The 18,939-nt window shown below is 69.3% G+C and carries 23 protein-coding genes and 1 pseudogene; 7 read left to right on the forward strand and 17 right to left on the reverse strand.

The window, feature by feature from the left end; all coding sequences use genetic code 11:
* Positions 1-49: 49 nt before the first annotated feature.
* From lolD to F0415_RS12820, 10 genes and pseudogenes are all read right to left on the reverse strand, one after another.
* Positions 50-736 (reverse strand): lipoprotein-releasing ABC transporter ATP-binding protein LolD, encoded by a 687-nt coding sequence (lolD, locus tag F0415_RS08900; protein ID WP_483964258.1) that lies wholly within the window; start codon positions 734-736, stop codon positions 50-52.
* A 7-nt stretch (positions 737-743) separates the two neighbouring features.
* Positions 744-1,991 (reverse strand): lipoprotein-releasing ABC transporter permease subunit, encoded by a 1,248-nt coding sequence (locus F0415_RS08905; RefSeq protein WP_149860868.1) that lies wholly within the window; start codon positions 1,989-1,991, stop codon positions 744-746.
* Positions 1,992-1,997: 6 nt separating this feature from the next.
* Positions 1,998-2,447, reverse strand: coding sequence for a hypothetical protein (locus tag F0415_RS08910; RefSeq protein WP_246149925.1), 450 nt, complete (start codon positions 2,445-2,447; stop codon positions 1,998-2,000).
* On the reverse strand, positions 2,410-2,658 hold the full coding sequence (locus F0415_RS08915) for an FAD assembly factor SdhE (protein ID WP_149860869.1): 249 nt from the start codon (positions 2,656-2,658) through the stop codon (positions 2,410-2,412). The genes F0415_RS08910 and F0415_RS08915 overlap by 38 nt, the downstream gene beginning before the upstream one ends.
* Positions 2,655-3,074 carry an MAPEG family protein gene (locus F0415_RS08920; RefSeq protein ID WP_149860870.1) on the reverse strand — a complete coding sequence of 140 codons (420 nt, stop codon included), beginning with the start codon at positions 3,072-3,074 and terminating at the stop codon, positions 2,655-2,657. The genes F0415_RS08915 and F0415_RS08920 overlap by 4 nt, the downstream gene beginning before the upstream one ends.
* A 10-nt stretch (positions 3,075-3,084) precedes the next feature.
* On the reverse strand, positions 3,085-3,867 hold the full coding sequence (locus F0415_RS08925) for a succinate dehydrogenase iron-sulfur subunit (protein WP_149860871.1): 783 nt from the start codon (positions 3,865-3,867) through the stop codon (positions 3,085-3,087).
* 21 nt (positions 3,868-3,888) lie between these two features.
* Positions 3,889-5,679: a succinate dehydrogenase flavoprotein subunit gene (gene sdhA, locus F0415_RS08930; RefSeq protein ID WP_149860872.1), complete on the reverse strand. Its 1,791-nt coding sequence runs from the start codon at positions 5,677-5,679 to the stop codon at positions 3,889-3,891.
* A 7-nt stretch (positions 5,680-5,686) separates the two neighbouring features.
* Positions 5,687-6,067 carry a succinate dehydrogenase, hydrophobic membrane anchor protein gene (gene sdhD, locus F0415_RS08935; protein ID WP_149860873.1) on the reverse strand — a complete coding sequence of 127 codons (381 nt, stop codon included), beginning with the start codon at positions 6,065-6,067 and terminating at the stop codon, positions 5,687-5,689.
* Positions 6,064-6,459: a succinate dehydrogenase, cytochrome b556 subunit gene (sdhC, locus tag F0415_RS08940; protein ID WP_149860874.1), complete on the reverse strand. Its 396-nt coding sequence runs from the start codon at positions 6,457-6,459 to the stop codon at positions 6,064-6,066. Before sdhC ends, sdhD begins: the two co-directional genes overlap by 4 nt.
* A gap of 54 nt (positions 6,460-6,513) precedes the next feature.
* Positions 6,514-6,603: pseudogene (locus tag F0415_RS12820) on the reverse strand (DUF1674 domain-containing protein); the annotation flags it as partial.
* Positions 6,604-6,709: 106 nt separating this feature from the next.
* Here F0415_RS12820 and ygfZ point away from each other — a divergent pair.
* Entirely contained in the window at positions 6,710-7,567 is an 858-nt protein-coding gene (ygfZ, locus tag F0415_RS08950; RefSeq protein ID WP_149860875.1) for a CAF17-like 4Fe-4S cluster assembly/insertion protein YgfZ, read from the forward strand.
* Between the two features lie 67 nt (positions 7,568-7,634).
* Entirely contained in the window at positions 7,635-8,531 is an 897-nt protein-coding gene (locus F0415_RS08955; protein ID WP_188310346.1) for a phosphate/phosphite/phosphonate ABC transporter substrate-binding protein, read from the forward strand.
* A 4-nt stretch (positions 8,532-8,535) separates the two neighbouring features.
* Here the strand turns inward: F0415_RS08955 and F0415_RS08960 are convergent, their stop codons facing one another.
* The 5 genes from F0415_RS08960 to F0415_RS08980 all read right to left on the reverse strand — a co-directional run bounded on the left by F0415_RS08960 (position 8,536) and on the right by F0415_RS08980 (position 14,453).
* Positions 8,536-9,435 (reverse strand): adenylate/guanylate cyclase domain-containing protein, encoded by a 900-nt coding sequence (locus F0415_RS08960; RefSeq protein WP_149860877.1) that lies wholly within the window; start codon positions 9,433-9,435, stop codon positions 8,536-8,538.
* Positions 9,436-9,488: 53 nt separating this feature from the next.
* Entirely contained in the window at positions 9,489-11,750 is a 2,262-nt protein-coding gene (locus F0415_RS08965; RefSeq protein WP_149860878.1) for a thiamine pyrophosphate-dependent enzyme, read from the reverse strand.
* A 33-nt stretch (positions 11,751-11,783) separates the two neighbouring features.
* Positions 11,784-12,326: a GNAT family N-acetyltransferase gene (locus F0415_RS08970; protein ID WP_149860879.1), complete on the reverse strand. Its 543-nt coding sequence runs from the start codon at positions 12,324-12,326 to the stop codon at positions 11,784-11,786.
* A gap of 43 nt (positions 12,327-12,369) precedes the next feature.
* On the reverse strand, positions 12,370-13,533 hold the full coding sequence (locus tag F0415_RS08975; protein ID WP_149860989.1) for an acyl-CoA dehydrogenase family protein: 1,164 nt from the start codon (positions 13,531-13,533) through the stop codon (positions 12,370-12,372).
* Between the two features lie 233 nt (positions 13,534-13,766).
* A complete protein-coding gene (locus F0415_RS08980; RefSeq protein WP_149860880.1) occupies positions 13,767-14,453 on the reverse strand; it encodes a glycine zipper 2TM domain-containing protein in 687 nt (228 codons plus the stop codon).
* A 131-nt stretch (positions 14,454-14,584) separates the two neighbouring features.
* On the opposite strand from F0415_RS08980, the gene F0415_RS08985 reads away from it, so the two are divergent.
* Both F0415_RS08985 and F0415_RS08990 read left to right on the forward strand, forming a co-directional pair.
* On the forward strand, positions 14,585-14,833 hold the full coding sequence (locus F0415_RS08985) for a DUF6116 family protein (RefSeq protein WP_149860881.1): 249 nt from the start codon (positions 14,585-14,587) through the stop codon (positions 14,831-14,833).
* On the forward strand, positions 14,830-15,591 hold the full coding sequence (locus tag F0415_RS08990) for a TatD family hydrolase (protein ID WP_149860882.1): 762 nt from the start codon (positions 14,830-14,832) through the stop codon (positions 15,589-15,591). Before F0415_RS08985 ends, F0415_RS08990 begins: the two co-directional genes overlap by 4 nt.
* A gap of 8 nt (positions 15,592-15,599) precedes the next feature.
* On the opposite strand, the gene F0415_RS08995 is transcribed toward F0415_RS08990, so the two are convergent.
* A complete protein-coding gene (locus tag F0415_RS08995; protein ID WP_149860883.1) occupies positions 15,600-16,382 on the reverse strand; it encodes a tRNA threonylcarbamoyladenosine dehydratase in 783 nt (260 codons plus the stop codon).
* 115 nt (positions 16,383-16,497) lie between these two features.
* Here F0415_RS08995 and F0415_RS09000 point away from each other — a divergent pair, with 115 nt between their 5' ends.
* Together F0415_RS09000 and F0415_RS09005 are read left to right on the forward strand one after the other, a co-directional pair.
* Positions 16,498-16,977 (forward strand): glycine zipper 2TM domain-containing protein, encoded by a 480-nt coding sequence (locus tag F0415_RS09000; RefSeq protein ID WP_149860884.1) that lies wholly within the window; start codon positions 16,498-16,500, stop codon positions 16,975-16,977.
* 128 nt (positions 16,978-17,105) lie between these two features.
* Positions 17,106-17,504 (forward strand): cytochrome c, encoded by a 399-nt coding sequence (locus F0415_RS09005; RefSeq protein ID WP_149860885.1) that lies wholly within the window; start codon positions 17,106-17,108, stop codon positions 17,502-17,504.
* Here F0415_RS09005 and F0415_RS09010 read toward each other — a convergent pair.
* Positions 17,494-18,327: an alpha/beta hydrolase family protein gene (locus F0415_RS09010; RefSeq protein ID WP_149860886.1), complete on the reverse strand. Its 834-nt coding sequence runs from the start codon at positions 18,325-18,327 to the stop codon at positions 17,494-17,496. The two genes, F0415_RS09005 and F0415_RS09010, sit on opposite strands and share 11 nt — an antisense overlap.
* 122 nt (positions 18,328-18,449) lie before the next feature.
* On the opposite strand from F0415_RS09010, the gene F0415_RS09015 reads away from it, so the two are divergent.
* Positions 18,450-18,938 (forward strand): DUF456 domain-containing protein, encoded by a 489-nt coding sequence (locus F0415_RS09015; RefSeq protein ID WP_149860887.1) that lies wholly within the window; start codon positions 18,450-18,452, stop codon positions 18,936-18,938.
* The last annotated feature ends 1 nt before the right edge of the window (position 18,939 follow it).

Raw genomic sequence — 18,939 nt, forward strand, 5'->3', positions numbered from 1 at the left:
CACAGGCCGGCCCGAACGCTGGCGGGGAGGCCGCCGGCGCGGCGGACACTCAGTCCCCGGTCAGGGGCTGCAGTTTTCCCTGGGTCAGTTCCAGGGTCCGGTCCAGTCGCCGCGCCAGACGGCGATCATGGGTGACCAGGACCAGGGCCGTGCCCTGTTCCCGGTTCAGTTCAAGCAACAGTTCGAGCACGCCGGCGGCGGTTTTCTCGTCCAGGTTGCCGGTGGGCTCGTCGCCCAGCACGCAAGCAGGGCGAGCCACCAGGGCGCGGGCGACGGCGGCGCGTTGGCGTTCGCCGCCGGAAAGTTCACCCGGCTTGTGCGCCAGGCGATGGCCCAATCCGACCCGCTCCAGCAGCCGCTGCGCCGGCTCGCGCGCCTTCGCTACCGGTTCGCCACGCACCAGCAGCGGCATCATGACGTTCTCCAGCGCGGTGAACTCCGGCAGCAGGTGATGGAACTGGTAGATGAAGCCCAAGGCGCGGTTGCGCAGCTCGCCGCGGGCCCTCGGCGACAGCGCCGACATCGGCTGGCCGGCCACTTCCACCTCGCCCGCGCTGGGGTGGTCCAGGCCGCCGAGCAGATGCAGGAGCGTGGACTTGCCAACGCCCGAGGCGCCGACGATGGCCACCGTTTCCCCCGCCTTCACCTCGAGGGAGAGGTCATGGAACACCGGCGTGCGCAAGTTGCCTTCCTCGTAGGTCTTGCCCAGCGCATGGCAGCGGATCACGGCGGGCATGGCGGACTCATTCATAGCGAAGGGCCGTGGCCGGATCGGTGCGGGAAGCGCGCCAGGCCGGGTACAGGGTGGCCAGCAGGCACATCACGAAGGCCACCGCCGCCACCATCAGCACATCGGAGACGTTCACCACCGAAGGCACGCCGCTGATGTAGTACACGTCCGAAGGCATGAGTTCGGTGTCGAACAGGTCCTCGACGAAGGCGACCACGTGCGAGAGGTTGCTGGCCAGGGCCACGCCGGCGGCCACGCCGACCGCGATGCCGGCCACGCCCACCACCAGCCCCTGGACAACGAACACCCGCATCACCGCGCCGGGCGACATGCCCAGGGTACGCAGGATGGCGATGTCGGACTGCTTGTCCTGCACCAGCATCACCAGCGAGGACACCAGATTGAAGGCGGCGATCAGGATCACCAGCGACAGCAGGATGAACATCACCGTCTTCTCCATCTTCAGCGCGCGGAAGAAGTTGGCGTGGTCGCGGCTCCAGTCGCGCACCCGATAGAAGCCGTCGTCGAGCCGGTCGGCCAGGTCGCGGGCGACATTCCATGCGTCCCAGAGGTCGTCGAGGCGCAGGCGGACGCCCGAGACGCCCTCGCCCATCCTGGTCAGGGCCTGGGCATCCTGGAGGTGGATCACCGCCAGGCCGAGGTCATATTCCTGGGCGCCCGCCTCGAAGATGCCGGCCACCGTGAAGCGCCGGGCCCGCGGCATCGCGCCCAGCGGCGTCACCGTAGCCTGGGAGATGAACACGTTGACCTGATCGCCGACCTGCACGCCCAGCACCATGGCCAACTCGACGCCGAGCAGGATGCGGTATTCGCCCGGCCGCAGGTCTTCCAGCCGCCCCTGCCGCATCTTGTCCGCCAGTTGCGACACCCGCGGCTCCAGCGCCGGATCCACCCCGCGCAGCAGCGCGCCCTGGCGCCGGCGGCCCTGGATCAGGGCTTCGGTCTCGACGTAGGGCGCCGCGCCGAGCACCCGCGGATCCTCATCGGCCAGCTCGACGGCGCGAGGCCAATCCTGCAGGGGCCCGTCCACGCCGGAGACGGTGGCGTGCGCGACCATGCCGAGGATGCGTTCGCGCAGTTCCTGCTGGAAGCCGCTCATCACCGCGATGGTGGTGATCAGGGCCACGACGCCGAGGATGATGCCCAGGATGGATGCCAGGGACAGAAAGGAGATGAAGCCGTTGCGGCGCTTGGCGCGAAGGTAGCGCAGGCCGATGGCGACGGACAGGGGCTGGAACATGGGCGCCTAGGGTGCCACGAGCGGCAGCGGCCCGGGAGCGGCGGCAGCCGACACGGCCAGCCTGAGTTCACGTCGGGCCGGGGCCGGCAGGTTGTCCGGCATCCAGGCCAGGAACCAGCGCCGGCCCAGGCAGTCTTCCGCGCGCAACCAGGCGAAAGGCCCGCGGAGGTGCCAGACGGCGCGGGCCAGCGGCACGATCCGGCCCCGGGCCGGAACCAGCCACCAGCGGCCGCCGTCGAACAGCAGTTCGCAGGCCGGCTTCCGCCGCTCCTGCCGCCAGAGCCGCGCGCCCAGGGCGGAGACGGCAACGCTGACCGCGGCGGCACCCGGCCAGGGCAGCGCACTGCGCCAGGGCGCCAGCGCCGCCAACAGCGTCAGCGCCAGCAGGGCCGTCTGCCAGATCCGGGACGGATGCCAGTCACAGCGGAAGATCGAGGATGCGGCGGACGAGTACATCGAGCTCCTTGTCGGGTGCCGGCTCCCGGCCCATGAACCAGCGCCAGAGCCTATCGTCCTCGTGGTCCAGCAGCCTGAGGAAAAGCGCCCGTTCGGTTTCGTCCGCCGCCGGCCAGGCGGCGTCGAGATATCGCAGCAGCAACTGGTCGAGTTCGCGCATGCCGCGCCGGCAGCGCCAGCGCAGGCGCCTGACGCCGGCGTCTTCGCTCACTTCAGCAGACCCCAGGCCAGCCAGCCCCAGAGCAGCCAGAGGACCGCACCGCCGGCGGCATAGGCGGCGAAACGATGCATCACCCGGTTGTAGCTGCAGTGGATCAGGCTGTGCAGCGCCCGCAAGGCCACGAAGGCCCAGGCCAGTGTCAGCGATACCGGACCGGTCTGGCCGGTGAGCGTGGCGACCACCAGGGCCAGGTAGAACAGCACCGGCAGTTCGAACAGGTTGCGGAAGTTGTCGGCGGCCCGGGTGTCCGGCAGCTGCGCCAGCATGTCGCGCTGACTGGCCACCTTCTGCGGATGCACCCGCAGGCGTTTCATCTGGCCGATGCGTTCGACGTACATCCGCAGCCAGACCGCCAGGGTCAGCCCGGCCATGGCGAAGGCCGGCCACAACATGGAGGTATCGGCCATGACGTGATCCTCAGGCGCCGCGACGCTGCAACATCAGCTTCTTGATCTCGCCTATCGCCCTGGCCGGATTCAGGCCCTTCGGACAGGTGCGGGTGCAGTTCATGATGGTGTGGCAGCGGTAGAGCTTGAACGGATCCTCCAGCTCGTCGAGACGGGCGCCGGTATCCTCGTCGCGGCTGTCCACGATCCAGCGGTAGGCCTGCAGCAGGATCGCCGGGCCGAGGTAACGCTCGCCGTTCCACCAATAGCTGGGACAGCTGGTCGAACAGCAGGCGCACAGGATGCACTCGTACAGACCGTCGAGCCTGGCGCGGTCCTCCTTGGACTGCAGGCGTTCGCGCGCCGGCGGCGCGCTCTGGGTGCGCAGCCAGGGGCGGATGGAAGCGTACTGGGCGTAGAAGTGCGTCAGGTCCGGCACCAGGTCCTTGACTACCGGCATGTGCGGCAGCGGATAGATCGGCACCTCCTTGCCGCGGCAGTCCTCGATGGCCTTGGTGCAGGCCAGGGTGTTGGTGCCGTCGATGTTCATCGCGCAGCTGCCGCAGATGCCCTCGCGACAGGAGCGGCGGAAGGTCAGGGTGGGGTCGATCTCGTTCTTGATCTTGATAAGCGCATCCAGAACCATCGGGCCGCAGCTGTCCATATCCACCTCGTAGGTGTCGGTGCGCGGATTGGACGGTTCGTCGGGATTCCAGCGGTAGACCTTGAAGACGCGGACGTTTTTCGCGCCTTTCGCAGGGAAATGCCTGCCCTTCTGGACCTTGGAATTCTTGGGGAGGGTGAGCTCGGCCATGGTTTTCGTCCTGGGGGCGGATCAGTAGGTGCGCGGCTTGGGCGGCACCACATCCACGTCCTTGGTCAGCGTGTACATGTGCACGGGGCGGTAGTCGATGCGTGTGTTGCCCTTCTCGTCTACCCAGCACAGCGTGTGCTTGTGCCAGTTGACGTCGTCGCGCTCCGGATAGTCTTCCCGGGCGTGGGCGCCGCGCGATTCCTTGCGATTTTCGGCCGACACCATGGTGGCCACGGCCTGGCCAAGCAGGTTCTGCAGTTCCAGGGTCTCGATCAGGTCGGAGTTCCAGACCAGGGAGCGATCGCTGACCCGCACGTCCTGGAAGGACTCGAACACCGCGCGGATCTTCTGCACGCCTTCCTGCAGGGTTTCGCCGGTGCGGAACACGGCTGCATTGTTCTGCATGGTGCGCTGCATGTCGTCGCGGATCATGGCAGTCGGGGTGCCGCCGTCGGCATGGCGCAGCCGGTCCAGATTGGCCAGCGAGCGGTCGCAGGCCGAAGCCGGCAGCGCCTTGTGCGGCGCACCGGGCCTGATCGTCTCGGCGCAACGGTTGGCGACCGCGCGGCCGAACACCACCAGGTCCAGCAGCGAGTTCGAACCCAGGCGATTGGCGCCGTGCACCGACACGCAGGCGGCCTCGCCGATGGCATACAGGCCCGGGACCACGTGGTCGGGATTGCCGTCCTTCAGGGTGACAACCTCGCCGTGGTAGTTGGTCTGAAGGCCGCCCATGTTGTAGTGCACGGTCGGGATGACCGGGATCGGCTGCTTGGTGACGTCCACGCCGGCGAAGATTTTCGCTGTCTCGGCGATGCCGGGAAGCTTCTCGTGGATGTCGGCCGGGTTGAGATGGGTCAGATCCAGGTGGATGTGGTCCTTCTTCGGTCCGACGCCGCGGCCCTCGCGGATCTCGATGGTCATCGAGCGCGAGACCACGTCGCGGCTGGCCAGATCCTTGGCGTTGGGCGCGTAGCGTTCCATGAAGCGCTCGCCATTGGCATTGCGCAGGATGCCGCCTTCGCCGCGCACGCCCTCGGTGATCAGGCAGCCGGCGCCGTAGATGCCGGTCGGGTGGAACTGCACGAATTCCATGTCCTGCAACGGCAGGCCGGCACGCAGTGCCATGCCGCCGCCGTCGCCGGTGCAGGTATGGGCCGAGGTGGCGCTGAAGTAGGCGCGACCGTAGCCGCCGGTGGCCAGCACCACGCCGTGGGCGCGGAACAGGTGCAGCTGGCCGGTGGCCATCTCCAGGGCCAGCACGCCGCGGCAGGCGCCCTCCTCGTCCATGATCAGGTCGAGGGCGAAAAACTCGATGAAGAACTCAGCCGAATGCGCCAGCGACTGCTGGTACAGGGTGTGCAGGATGGCGTGACCGGTGCGGTCGGCGGCGGCGCAGGTGCGCTGGGCGGTGCCCTTGCCGTAGTGCGTGGTCATGCCGCCGAAGGGGCGCTGGTAGATGCGGCCGTCCTCGGTGCGGGAGAACGGTACGCCATAGTGCTCCAGCTCGATGATGGCCGGGATCGCCTCGCGGCACATGTACTCGATGGCGTCCTGGTCGCCCAGCCAGTCCGAGCCCTTGATGGTGTCGTAGAAGTGAAAGCGCCAGTCGTCCTCGCCCATGTTGCCCAAGGCCGCGGAAATGCCACCCTGGGCGGCCACGGTATGGGAACGGGTCGGAAAGACCTTGCTCAGGCAGGCGGTGCGCAGGCCCTTCTGGGCCAGGCCGAAGGTGGCACGCAGGCCGGCGCCGCCGGCGCCGACCACCACCACGTCGTACTTGTGTTCCTGGATCTTGTAGGCGTCGGACATGGCGGCCTCAGGCGGTGAAAGCGATGCGGCCGATGGCCAGCAGGGAGACGATGGCGCCAAGCGCGCAGGCGAACCGGATCAGCAACTGCAGGACGAGCTCCTTCCAGCCGTGGACGTAGTCCTCGACCACCACCTGCAGGCCCAGGCGCGCGTGCCAGAACAGGGCCAGCACGAAAGCGGCCAGCAGGCTGGCGCTCCAGGGCCGGGCGATGGCCGCACGTACCGTTTCGGCGTCGGCGCCGGCCAGGCTGGCGGCGAACAGCGCGAACCAGGGCGCCAGCAGGGCCAGGGCGATGGCGCTGAGGCGTTGCGACCACCAGTGGTTGACGCCGTCCTTGGCCGAGCCCAGTCCCTTGGCCCGGGCCAGAGGGTTGCGCAGATCGCTCATGCCGCACCTCCCAGGGCCAGCCACCACAGGCCGGCGGTCAGCAGTACGGTCAGGGCGAGCACGACGTAGCCGCTGGCATAGACCCTGGGGAGCTCGAAGCCCCAGCCGGCGTCCCAGAGCAGGTGCCGGAGGCCGTTGAGGAAGTGGTAGATCAGGGCCGCCGAGACGAGGAACAGCAGGCCCTTGCCCAGTGGCGACGCGGCGCAGGTCAGGAAGGCCGCGTAGGCCTCGCCGCCCAGCGACGCGGCCAGCAGCCACCAGGCCAGGCCGAAGGCGCCCAGGGCGACCAGCACGCCGGTACCGCGGTGGGCAATGGACATCATCGAGGTGATCTGCGGCCGGTAATACGGCCCGATCATGAAGGGAGACAGGGGTCGCTTCGGCGTGGCCATGGGCTGCGCTCTGTTCAAGGACTCGTGAAGTAAGGGACCTGTGCCGCCGGTCCGTCAGAAATCTATGCAGCGACCGTTTTTCTCCCAGTCGCCGTAGCGGGTCGGTTCCGGGCCGTCCCGGCCACCGATCTCCGCGGGCGGCGGGCTGTCCGCAGGGGCCGGGGCGTCGGGGAAGGGTTCGGCACGATCCCCGGATTCGCCTATCATTCGCGGCTGCGTCGCCATGCCGCAATGTTACGTCCCGTCGCCGATGCCGTTCAAGGAACCCTTGCCGGACAACAGCTGCCCCATCCTGCCGGGCTTCTCGCTGCTGGAGCTGGAGGGGCCGCAGGCGGCGGCGTTCGCGCAGGCGCAGTTCAGCAACGACGTTTCGGCCCTCGAGCCCGAGCATTGGCACTGGAGCGCCTGGCTGACGCCGAAGGGCCGGGTGATCGCCTTGTTTGCCTTGCTGCGACTGGGCGAGGACCGGCTCTGGCTGGTACTGCCGGACCATCCGGCCGAGTCCCTGGCCGCCGCCCTGCAGCGCTACGTCTTCCGCAGCCGGGTCCTACTGCGGCCACGGCCGGACCTCGTTGCCGCTGTCGGACCTGCCGAACCTGGCGAGGTTCCCGACCTGATCGTCGGTGAACCCGGAAGCGGCATCGCCCTGGACATGGGTGCTCCGGATCTGCCGAGGTGCCTGCTGGTGTTGCCGGCCGCACACCCGGCGCTGGCCGCGCCCGATACCGGGGCGGAGGGCGCATGGCTGGCCGCCGACCTGGCCCTGGGCTTTCCCCGTCTGGATCCGCGACGGGAAGAAGCATGGACACCGCAGATGCTGTCCCTGGAGCGCCTGGGCGCCTACAGCCTGCGCAAGGGCTGCTATCCGGGCCAGGAGATCGTCGCCCGTACCCATTACCTCGGGCAGGCCAAGCGCGGCCTGGTCCGGCTGGCCGGCGAGGGCCTGGCGGCGGGCCGGGCTCTGGAACCTGCCGGCGCCGTGGTCTGCGCTCTCGCCGATGGCAGCCAGGCGCTTGCCGTCACAGCCCTGGAGAGTCCGGCGCCGAGCCTGGAAGGCCGCCAGCTGCAACGCCTTCCCTTGCTCGACGGCCTGCGCCGGCCCCGATGAAGCGGGCTTCCGATTGGCGTCTGGGGGCCGGACCTGCTATACCGCGCGGCAAGGGAGGAGTCCAAACATGAAGCGAATCACCGGCCTGTCGGCCATGCTGCTCGCGCTTGCGTCCACCGGCGCCACCGCCGCCGAGTACACCCTGACGGTGGAGCCCAACTACCCCCCCTACCAGGCCGAACAGGTCTACCAGCCCTTGCTGGACTACCTGTCGGCCAGCACCGGCCATACCTTCAGGCTGAAGACGGCGACCAACTATCACGTCTACTGGCGCGACCTGCGCAACGGCGTCCCCACCGACTTCGCCTTCGAGGAGGCCCATTTCACCGACTACCGCATCACCCGGCTCGGCTTCACGCCGCTGGTGCGCGTTTCCGACCCGACCCGCTATTCGCTGCTGACCACGGCAGACACGGCCGAGGGTGGCCTGTCCGGCCTGATCGGCTACCGGGTGGTGAGCATGCCCTCGCCCAGCCTCGGCTACCTGGCGCTGATCGAGCTGTACCGCAATCCCATGGCCCAGCCGGAGATCCTCTCCGAAGCCAGCAACTGGAAAGACGGCGTGGACATGATCTTCGCCGGCGAGAGCGAAGGTGCGATGGTGCCCAACTACATTGCCCAGCTCTACCCGAACCTGGTGAGCCTGTCGGATTCACGCGAGTTCACCGGCCGCGCGCTCAGTGCTGCCGGGAACGTACCGCAGGACGTGCGCGAAGCCGTCACCCAGGCGATGCTGCGCCTGCACGAGGACCCGTCCCAATACGAAGTGCTGGTGGAACTTGGCGCCACCCAGTTCGTCCAGGCCGATGCCGCCGAATACGCCGGCAGCGAGCGGTTGCTGCGCGCCGTCTACGGCTACAAGCCGGCGCCGGTCCGGCCGGCCGAACCCGCGCCGGAAACCGGGCAGAAGCCGGAAGTGGACATGGATGCCCTCGAGGGCATCCGCGCCACGACCGAGGACTGAGGCCTCACTCCGCCTCGTAGTGGATGAGGTCGGGGGCGTCCGGCACGCCGGCGCGCCCCAGGCTGATGGTGCCCGACTTGCGCAGGTGCAGTTCGTCGCGGTGCAGCTTCAGCTCCTCGTCCTCGCCGATCCGCACATAGGTGCCGTTGGTCGAACGATCGGCGATGACGAAGTGGCCGCGCTTGAACTCGACCTGGGCATGGGTCCGGCTCACCCATTCCGCCTCCACCACCAGATGGTTGCCCGCTTCCCGGCCCATCATGAAAACCGGGGAGTCCGCATCGAGCACGACCTCGTTGCCGCGATGACGCAGACGCAAGCGATTCGCGACCGCCTCCTCTGTGGCTGCCTGCCGCAGTACCGAGCTCTGCACCAGGGTCATTCCGGAGGTGTCCTCCTGCCAGACCAGGTCCACGATTTCGATCGGCAGCAGTTTGCCGCTGACCCGGGCCCGGCCCAGGCTGCGCGCCTCCGGCACCTTGCCCGACAGTGACTGGTAGGTCGCCGCGGTGGTCACCACCTGCTCGCGCTTGGCCAGGGCCGCCATGCGGGCAGCGGTGTTGACCGCGTCGCCGAAGACGTCGCCGTCCTCTTCCAGGGCATCGCCGTGGTGCAGGCCGATGCGCACGGCCAGGCTCTCGCGCACGAACTCCGGATCACGGCCGACCCGGCGCTGCATGTCGCAGGCCGCCAGCACACCGTTGAGCGCCCCGGGGAAGGTGCACATGATCTCGTCGCCGATGGTCTTGACCACCCGGCCGCCGTGCCGGGCGCAGATCCCGGACATCGCATCCAGCACCATGGCGATCAGCCGCCGTGCCTCGATGTCGCCCTTGCGCTCGAACAGGCGGGTGCTGCCGCTGACGTCGGCGAACAGGATGGTCTGGGGCCGGGAACTGCTCATGCCGGAAGTCTAGGTCGCCCGGGCGGCGGCGTCATTCCCCTAAAAAAACGGGCTCAGGCCAGCTGCGCGGCCATGGCGACGATATCCGCCTCCGAGGGGATGACCAGGAAGGCGGCCCCCGCCAGAGGCGTGTAGGTGTCGGCGCCGGCCACCCGGCGCAGGGGCTTGCCGCCGTGCCCGGCCTCGACCACGGCAGTGACGATGCCCTCGCCCACACCGGCCGAGCGCCGGCCTTCGTCCACCACCAGAATGCGGGCGCATTCGCCGGCATGGCGGGCGATGGCCTCGGCATTCAGTGGCTGTAGCCAGCGCAAGTCCACCACCCTCGCCTTCCAGCGGTGCAGCCTTTCGATCTCGCGGGCGGCACGCAGACTCATCGGCACGCCGTTGCCAAAGGTGAAGATCACCAGGTCGGTGGCTTCCGGCTCATACACCCGCTCCTCGCCCAGCACCATGGCCTCGCCCGGCGGCGGGTAAGACGTCAGCCAGCCGCCATCGCCCGGCTCGTAAAGGTCCTTGGTCATGTACAGGGCGATCGGTTCCAGGAAGGCGCAGACCCGGCCGTCCACCCTGGCCAGGGCCATCAGGGTGCGCAGCATGGTCACGGCGTCGTCGCCGCGGCTGGGGCAGCCGACCACCAGGCCGGGAATGTCGCGCAACGCCGTCACCGAGTTGTCGTTGTGGAAATGGCCGCCGAAGCCGCGCTGGTAACCCAGCGAGGCAATGCGCATCAGCATCGGGTTGCGGTACTGGCCGTTGCTGAAGAACTGCAGGCTGCAGGCCTCGCCGCGGATCTGGTCGCAAGCGTTGTGGAAGTAAGCCAGGTACTGGATCTCCGGCATGGGCAGCATGCCCATGTTGGCATAGCCCTGGGCCAGGCCGAGGATCATGGTTTCGTCCAGCAGGGTGTTGAACACCCGTGCACCCTTGAAGGCGCGATGCAGGCCCTTGGTCACCGTGTAGACGCCGCCCTTCTGGGCGACGTCCTCGCCGAACAGCAGCGCTTCCGGGTACTGGCAGAACAGGTCGTGCAGGGCATTGTTGATCTGCACCGCCAGGTGACGTGGCGGCTGGTTCTCCGGCAGTTTCGCCTCGCTACCGAACACCTCGAGGCGGCGCTCGCGGAAGTCGGCGCGGCGCGCCTGCTCGGCCACCTTGTCCGGCGTGTACGGCGCCAGCGGCGCCATCACCTCTTCCAGCGTCTCCAGGCGCGGACGGCGGTCGGCCTCCTCGGCGGCGGCAAAGCAGCGCTTGCGCATGGCCTCATAGCGCTCCAGCAGCTCGTCCGGCGTCATCAGGCCCGATTCCAGGGCGATGGCGGCGGAGCGCAACAGCGGATCGGTGGCCTCCACCGCCATCAGCTCCTGGATGCTGCGCCACTCGATCTCGAAGTCGGTGCCGGCATGGCCCATGATCCGGGTGGTGCGCAGGTGCAGGAAGGTCGGTCGCCGGCTGCGCCGGCAGTGCTCGACCGCGGCACGTACGTCGGCATAGCCGCCGGCCAGGTCCAGGCCGTCGGCGAAGAAGTAATCCAGGCCCGGACGCTGGCGGAAGGACTCGGCGATCCAGCCGGCCGGCGTCTTCACCGAGATGCCGATGCCGTTGTCCTCGCAGACGAACAGCACCGGCGCCGGCAGCCGCTGGTAGGCGGTCCACTGGGCACAGTTGAAGGCGGTCTGGGCCGTGGCATGGTTGGCCGAGGCATCACCGAAGCTGCAGATGACGATGCTGTCGTCCGGCACCGGCAGGGTGTGGCCGATGCGCCCGGCCTGCTCGATGGCGATGGCCGTGCCCAGGGCCTTGGGCAGGTGCGAGGCGATGGTCGAGGTCTGCGGCAGCACCCACAGCGGCTTGCTGCCCCAGACCTTGTGCCGGCCGCCGGAGGCGGGGTCTTCCTTGCTTGCGGCGAAGCTCAGCGCCGAATCCATCACCGGGTCCATGCCGGGCAACTTGCGGAAGCGCTCGGCCATGAAGCCGCCGGAGCGGTAGTGCAGGAAGGCGGGATCGGTGTGCCGGCTCAGGCGCGCCACCATGGCGTTGCCCTCATGGCCGGAGGAACCGATGGTGTAGAAGACCTTGTTCTGCACCCGCAGCACGCGCGCCATCAGGTCCAGGTGGCGGCTGATCAGCTGCGACTCGAACAGCTCGAGGAAATCGCCGGCGGTGCAGGCGCTGCCGGGCAGTACCGGCTCGTGCGGCGCCGGCCGCGGCCGCGGGCTGCCGGCCCAGCCGCGGACGAACTCGATGAAGTTCTCGTCGCAGACCTTGGCGCGATTGACGTCACGTTGGCGGGCAGGAATGGGGGCGGAGGACATGGCGATTCGGCGTGGAGAGTCGGAAAGGTGGGCTCAGGCGGTGCCGCGGCGAGTGCGCCACTGCGCTGCCGTCTGCCCCCAGACTTCGGAGGGTTCGTTCTCGTAAGGAGCCGGCAGCTTCTGCGGCCCGCGCAGGACCGAGCCCAGGCGCCGGGCGACGGCCTGGGAGCCGGCATTGCGCGGGTCTATCGAGTGGATGATGTCGGTCCAGCCAAGCACGTCCACGGCGAAGTCCATCGTGGCGGCGGCAGCTTCGGTGGCGTAACCGCGGCCCCAACTCTCGCGGGACAGGCTCCAGCCGATCTCCGTCCCCGGCCACTCGGCCGGGTACCAGGGACCAACGCGGCCGATCCAGCGCCCGCTTTCCCGTTCGATCACCGAAAACATGCCGAAGCCCTGCAGGCTCCAAGCGCCGGCCATGGTCAGGAAGCTGCGCCAGGCGGCCGCCCGCGGCTGGCTGCCGCCGATGTAGCGGGTGGCCTCCTCGTCGGCCTGCAGCGCCGCCCAGGACTCGAAGTCCTCGAGCGCGGTCGGACGCAGCAGCAGGCGCGCCGTTTCTATCACCGGACCCTGCATGTGGCTTGCTCCTCGATGTCCGCCCGTCGCCGGGCCGGCCGGCTCAGAACGCGTTGATGCCGGTGACTTCGCGGCCGATCACCAGCTGGTGCACGGTCTCGGTGCCCTCGTAGGTGATCACCGACTCCAGGTTCAGCGCGTGACGGATCGGCGGGTGTTCGGTGGTGATGCCGGCGCCGCCGAGGATGTCGCGGGCCTCGCGGGCGATGTCCAGGGCCACGCGCACGTTGTTCCACTTGGCCAGGGACACCTGGGCCGGCTGCATGCTGCCCGCATCCTTGAGGCGGCCCAACTGCAGGCTGAGAAGCTGCGCCAGGGTGATGCGGCGGGCCATGTCGGCCAGCTTCAGCTGCACGGCCTGGGTGGCGGCGATCGGCCGGTTGAACAGCACCCGCTCCTTCGAGTACTCCAGCGCCGACGTGTAACAGGCGATGGCGGCGCCGATCGGGCCCCAGGTGATGCCGTAGCGGGCCTGGGTCAGGCAGCCCAGCGGGCCCTTCAGGCCCTTCACGTTCGGCAGGCGGTTGGCCTCGGGCACGCGCACGTTGTCCAGGTACAGGGCGCTGGTGACCGAGGCGCGCAGGCTCATCTTGCGGTGAACCTCATGGGCCTCGAAGCCCTTCATGCCCTTCTCGACGATGAAACCCTGGATGCCGTCCCCGGTCTGCGCCCAGACGATGGCGATGTCGGCCAGGTTGCCGTTGGTGATCCACATCTTGGCGCCGCTGATCAACCAGTCGTCGCCGTCCTTCCTGGCCACTGTCTTCATGTTGGCCGGGTCGGAGCCGCCGTGCGGCTCGGTCAGGCCGAAACAGCCGATGACCTCGCCGCGGGCCATGGCAGGCAGCCAGCGCAGGCGCTGCTCCTCGCTGCCGTAGGCGTAGATCGGGTACATGCACAGCGAACTCTGCACCGAGACGAAGCTGCGGATGCCGCTGTCGCCGCGTTCCAGCTCCTGGCAGATCAGGCCGTAGCTGACCGCGTTGAGGCCGGCACAACCGTACTGCTCCGGCAGCGAGGAGCCCAGCAGGCCCATGGCGGCGATTTCCGGGATCAGTTCCTTCGGGAACCGGCCCTGGTCGAAGCAGTCGCCGATGATCGGCAGGACCTTCTCGTCGGTGAAGCGGGCGACGCTGTCCTGGATCATGCGCTCCTCCTCGGAGAGCAGGGAGCGGATGTCGTACAGGTCGGTCGGGTTCAGGGCCATGGCGGTCGGGTCGTTGCGGGCGGGAAAGCCCGGCATTCTAGCCCGCCGGACCCTCCCGGGGCAGCCCGCGGAAATCCGGGACCCGCCAGCCGTTCCTGCCATGGGCAGGCATTCCCGACCAGGCGGCGAACCGGGGGCGCCGCCCCGGTCGGCGACGGGCGAACGGAAAGGGCCGGCGTGGTGCCGGCCCTTTCCGGGATGCACGAAACGGGATCAGGGCGACGGGGCCAAGATCAGCCCTGCGGAGGCGCCGCCTGGCCGGCGACCTGGATCACGCCGTCCTTGATCGGCAGCCGATCGCCAGGATCCCGGTCCATGCGCAGGCTGCCGGTCTGGCCCTCGTAACGCCAGGTCACGTCATAACCGACGATCCGGTCGCGCTCGCCCAGCTGGATCCGCGCGCCGGGCTTGCGGTCCACCCGGGTGGTAGCCACGGTGCCGTCTTCGCCGCGGTACTGCACGTCGTAACCGATCACTTCCTCGCGCGGCTCGGTAACGGTCTGGCAGACCGTCTCCATCTCGGTGTACTTCTGACCGCCCTCGTGCCGGCGATCGATCTCGCGGCCGGCATAGGCGCCGCCGACGGCGCCGGCGACGGTGGCCAGCTTCTTGCCGCTGCCGCCGCCCACCTGGTTGCCCAGCAGGCCACCGACCACGGCACCCACCACCATGCCGTCCTTGTCGCCGAAGCGCTCGGGCTTGCGCTTCTCCACTGCCACCTCCTCGCAGACCTCGCGTTTGCCGGTCCGCATTTCGGTGACCGCGGTGCTGCTGATGACCTCGCCATAGATGGGCTCGCGTTCGGTGATCGGCACGGCCGACACGACCTCGGCGTACGGCGTCGAAAAGGCCTGGTACGCAGCGATCGCGCCACCGCCCACCAGCATGCCGGCCAGCACTCCCAATACGGTCTTGTTCATGGTCTGTTCCTCCTCGCGGCGGCGGGGGAACCGCCGACGGGCAGCAGCCTGTGACAGCCCACCTGAATGCCAGCTCAAGCGAGCTTTCAGTCGCGTCATGCTAGTTTGCCGGCATACCCAGGAGGCCCGACATGCCCCATCCCCTGACTGGCCCGCTGGTCGGATTCGCCAGCCGGCTGCGCTTCCCCACCCTGTTCAAGATCACCCTGGCCTTGATGCTGGTGAGCTGGCTCTGGCCCTTCGATCCCATCCCGTTCCTGGATGAGATCGTGACCGCCCTGGCCACCCTGGTGCTGGCCAGCTGGAAGAGGTCCGATCCGCCCACGGCGCCTCCCTCCGATCAGGACCGGGTCATCGAAGGCCAGGCGCGGCGGGAATGATCCGGCTCTATGACAGCCACTGCCATCTGGATGCGCCGGAGTTCGACGCCGACCGGGAGGCGGTGCTGACCCGCGCCCGCGCCGCCGGCGTCGCCCGGCAGCTGGTGCCGGCCGTCGCCAGACCGGGCTGGCCGAAGCTCAAGGCCCTGTGTGCTGCCGAGCCCGGGCTGCGCCCGGCCTACGGCCTGCACCCGATGAACCTGGGTGAACACCGGCCTGAGTACCTCCAGGACCTGGCTGCCTGGCTGGCAGCGGAACGGCCGGCCGCGGTCGGCGAATGTGGCCTGGATTTTTTCGTGGAGGGACTGGACCCGCGGGCCCAGCGCGAGTACTTCCGGCGTCAGCTGGAACTGGCCCGGGAATTCGACCTGCCGGTCGTGCTGCACGCCCGCCGGGCGGTGGACGAGGTGATTGCCGGCCTGCGCCGGGTCGGCGGCCTGCGCGGCGTGGTGCATAGCTGGTCCGGCAGCGAGGAGCAGGCCCGCCAGCTGTTCGGTCTGGGCTTCTGCCTGGGCATCGGCGGGCCGGTCACCTTCGAGCGGGCACAGCGCCTGCGGCGCACCGTGGCAAGGATGCCGCTGGAGCACCTGCTGCTGGAGACCGATGCGCCCGACCAGCCGGGCGCTACCCATCGCGGCCGTCGCAACGAACCCGGCTTCCTGCCGGAGGTGCTGCGGGTGGTCGCGCAGTTGCGAGGGGTGTCCGAGGAGGCCGTTGCCGAGGCCACCTGGGCCAACGCCGAACGCCTGTTCGGCTGAGCATCATCTCAGGCCCGCCGCTTCAACAGCAGCTCCAGGGCCTTGCCGGCCATGGCGAAACCGAAGGCTCCGGTCAGGTGCGTGGCCGCGCCCAGGCCGGCGCCGCAGTCCAGCTTGAGGGCGGCATCCGGAGCGAGTCTCGGGCGGGTGCCGCAGACGCTGCCGTCGGCCTGCGGGTAACGCACGTTCTCCAGCGAATACACCGCCGGCACGCCGAAATAACGGTCCGGATTGCGGGGAAAGCCGTAGTCGGCGCGCAGGCGCTTGCGTACCAGGGCCAGCAGGGCGTCATGTTCGGTGCGGGAAAGATCGCGCACCCGCACCTGGGTCGGATCGAGCCGGCCGCCAGCCGAGCCCGAGACCACGATCGGCAGCTTGCGCCGCCGGCACCAGGCGATCATCTCGATCTTGCTGCGGAAGCTGTCGCAGGCGTCCAGCACCAGGTCATGACCCGCGCCCAGGATCTCCTCGAGGTTGGCGGACACCAGAAAGCGCTGATCCGCCCGCACTTCGACCGCCGGGTTGATGGCCCGGCAACGCTCGGCCAGCACCTCCGCCTTGGCCCGGCCGTACTGTCCGTCCAGCGCGTGCAGCTGCCGGTTGGTGTTGCTGACGCAGACCTCGTCCGCGTCCACCAGCACCAGCCGGCCGACGCCGCTACGGGCCAGCGCTTCGACCGCCCAGGAGCCGACGCCACCGAGGCCGACCACGCAGACCTGGCGTTCGCCCAGCCGCCTTGCGCTGCCCCGGCCATAGAGCCGGTCCAGGCCGGCGAATCGGGATGCGTTCATGAGCGCGGATTCTAGCCGGCCGCGCCGGCTGAACCGCGCCCGGGGGCCGGTCGGTGCCCGTTCAGGGGCAGCCGCATAGCGTCGGCACCGGAACCAGGCATCGAGGAGGCCCGTCATGCAATACAAGTTCCTGATCGCCGCCGGTATCGCCGCCATGCTGGCCGCCTGCGCCAGCAGCACCCCCCGGGACCGCGGTCACGGTGGCTATGGCTATGGCCGGGATCCCGGCCATTACGAGCCGCGGCGCTGCTACGACTGCGGCCAGGTCGAACGCATCGTCACCGTGTACGGCGCCCGCGACAATACCCGTACCGGCGCCATTCTCGGCGGCGTGATCGGCGCCGTGGCGGCCCGCGAAATCCCCAAACACGGCAGCAAGGGCAAGGAAAACACCGCCACCGTCGCCGGTGCGGTCGCCGGCGCCGCGATCGGCAACGCCATCGAGAACAAGGCCAACGAGGAAAGCTTCGACATCCACGTGCGGATGGACGACGGCCGTCTGCTGGTCATCAACCGCAACAGCCTGGGCAATGGCGTTCGCGTCGGTGCCCGGGTCCGGGTGGACGGCACCCGGCTGATTCCGATCGGCTACTGACTCGTCCAATCCGGCCGTATCAGGAATCCGGTCGTATCAGGCCGGCCAGCGGACTTGCCCCACTCTCCCGGGGCGCGGGACCGCCGTGTTATGTTGCCGGCGGTCCTCTTTAGCCTCGGGAGTCCTGCATGCGTTCGGTCATCCTGGTCCTGATCGGCCTGTTCCTTGGCGTCACCGGCACCCTGGTGCTCATGAACGCCCTGCGCAAGGGGACGGCGTATCCCAATGGCGTGATGGCGGTGATGTCGGCGCAGATGGGCGCCCTGAACAACTCTCTCAAGCAGAACCGCTGCGCTGCCACCGACCTGTTGCCGAGACTGCAGACCCTGCGCCACCTGGGCAACGATCTGGAGCCGGCCTTCCTGCCGACCCAGGACGACGAGCGCTTCATCCGGCACGCCAGCGAACTGCGCGCCGCCGTGGATGCCGCCCTGGCGGCGACGCCGTCGGACTGCGCCGCCGCTTCGGTGGTGATCAACCGGATCGGCGGAACCTGCAAGGCCTGCCACGACGACTTCAGGGGCTGAGCAGCCAGTCCGCAACCGTCTGCGCCAGCCCATCCGGCCGGCGCATCCAGCGGAAATGATCGGCCCGGACGCCCAGACGTCCGCCGTCCAGGGTCATGGCCCGGTGGGGGCCGGGGCCCAGCTTGTCCATCAAGGCCGCGAGCGTGACGGCGGGGGCCAGCCAGTCCTCCGCCAGGCTCAGGCCGAGCACCGGGACGGCCAGCCGGCGCATCCGGTCCTCCAGGGACCCGCCCGTGCCGTAGTCCTCGTAGACGCCGTGACGCACGGTCCGTGCCCAGTCGCGCATCACGCCACCCGCCTCGCGTCCGGCAAACCCCAGACGATGCCCCGGGTAATGGCCGCACAGACGGGTCAGCGCCGGCAGCAGCCGGGCGAAAGCGGCGATCGCCAGGCCGGCGGCGCCGCGGTACAGGCGCTCGTGCGGCACGCCCGTGGCCACCAGGACCAGACCGGCGCAGGCTTCCGGATCCAGCGCCGCCAGCATGGCCGCGAACTGACCGCCGAGGCTGTGGCCACCGTAATGCCAGGCGCCCGGGCCCAGCGCCGCCCTGGCGGCCCGCAGGTCCCGCCCGAGCAGCGTCCCGTATCCCCAGTCGATGCCGCGCCCGGCGCGCCAGGCGCTGCTGCCGATGCCGCGCCATTCGGCCACGGCGACCCGGATGCCGTGCCCGGCCAGCGCCGCCGCGAAGGCGTCGTACTTCGCGGCCGGCACGCCCAGGGCCGGCAGGAACAGCAGGTGCGCGCGCGAGGCGGCCGGCTCGACGATGCGCAGGCAGAAACGGTGGCCGTCCTCGGCGACGACCGGATGTTCGACGGGGTTCATGGCATCCGCGGGATTAGTGCAGGCGAAGAAGCATACGCAGGCAGCCACCGCCCGCACAGGCGACCGCCGGACGCTCCGGTGGCCCCGGTGCCGGGCCGGCGGGACGCTGCTAGGCTCGCGCCATGGACACGAACACCGCCTGGTTTCTGGTATCCGCCGCCCTGATCCTGATCGGCCTGCTGGGCACGGTCCTGCCGGTGCTGCCCGGTCTGCCGCTGATGTTCGCCGGCATGTGGCTGGCCGCCTGGGCCGACGCGTATCAGCGGGTTGGCGCCGGCACTCTGACGGTGCTGGGGGTGCTGGTGTTGCTGTCCATCCTCGTGGACCTGCTGGCCAGCATGATCGGCGCCCGCCGGGTCGGCGCCTCCGGCAAGGCCATGTTCGGTGCCGGCGTAGGCAGCGTGGTCGGCCTGTTTTTCGGCCTGCCTGGGCTGCTGGCCGGTCCCTTCCTAGGCGCTTCGCTGGGCGAGCTGTGGCATGGGCGGGAGTTTCGCGCCGCCACCCGGGTCGGGTTCGGCACCTGGCTGGGTTTGCTGCTGGGCGCAGTTTTCAAACTGCTGCTGGCGCTGGCGATGCTGGCGATCTTCTTCGCCATGCTGCTGCTGGGCTGAA

Origin of the sequence: Arenimonas fontis (genome assembly GCF_008386465.1) — a bacterium.
In the GTDB taxonomy this organism is placed as follows: domain Bacteria; phylum Pseudomonadota; class Gammaproteobacteria; order Xanthomonadales; family Xanthomonadaceae; genus Arenimonas; species Arenimonas fontis.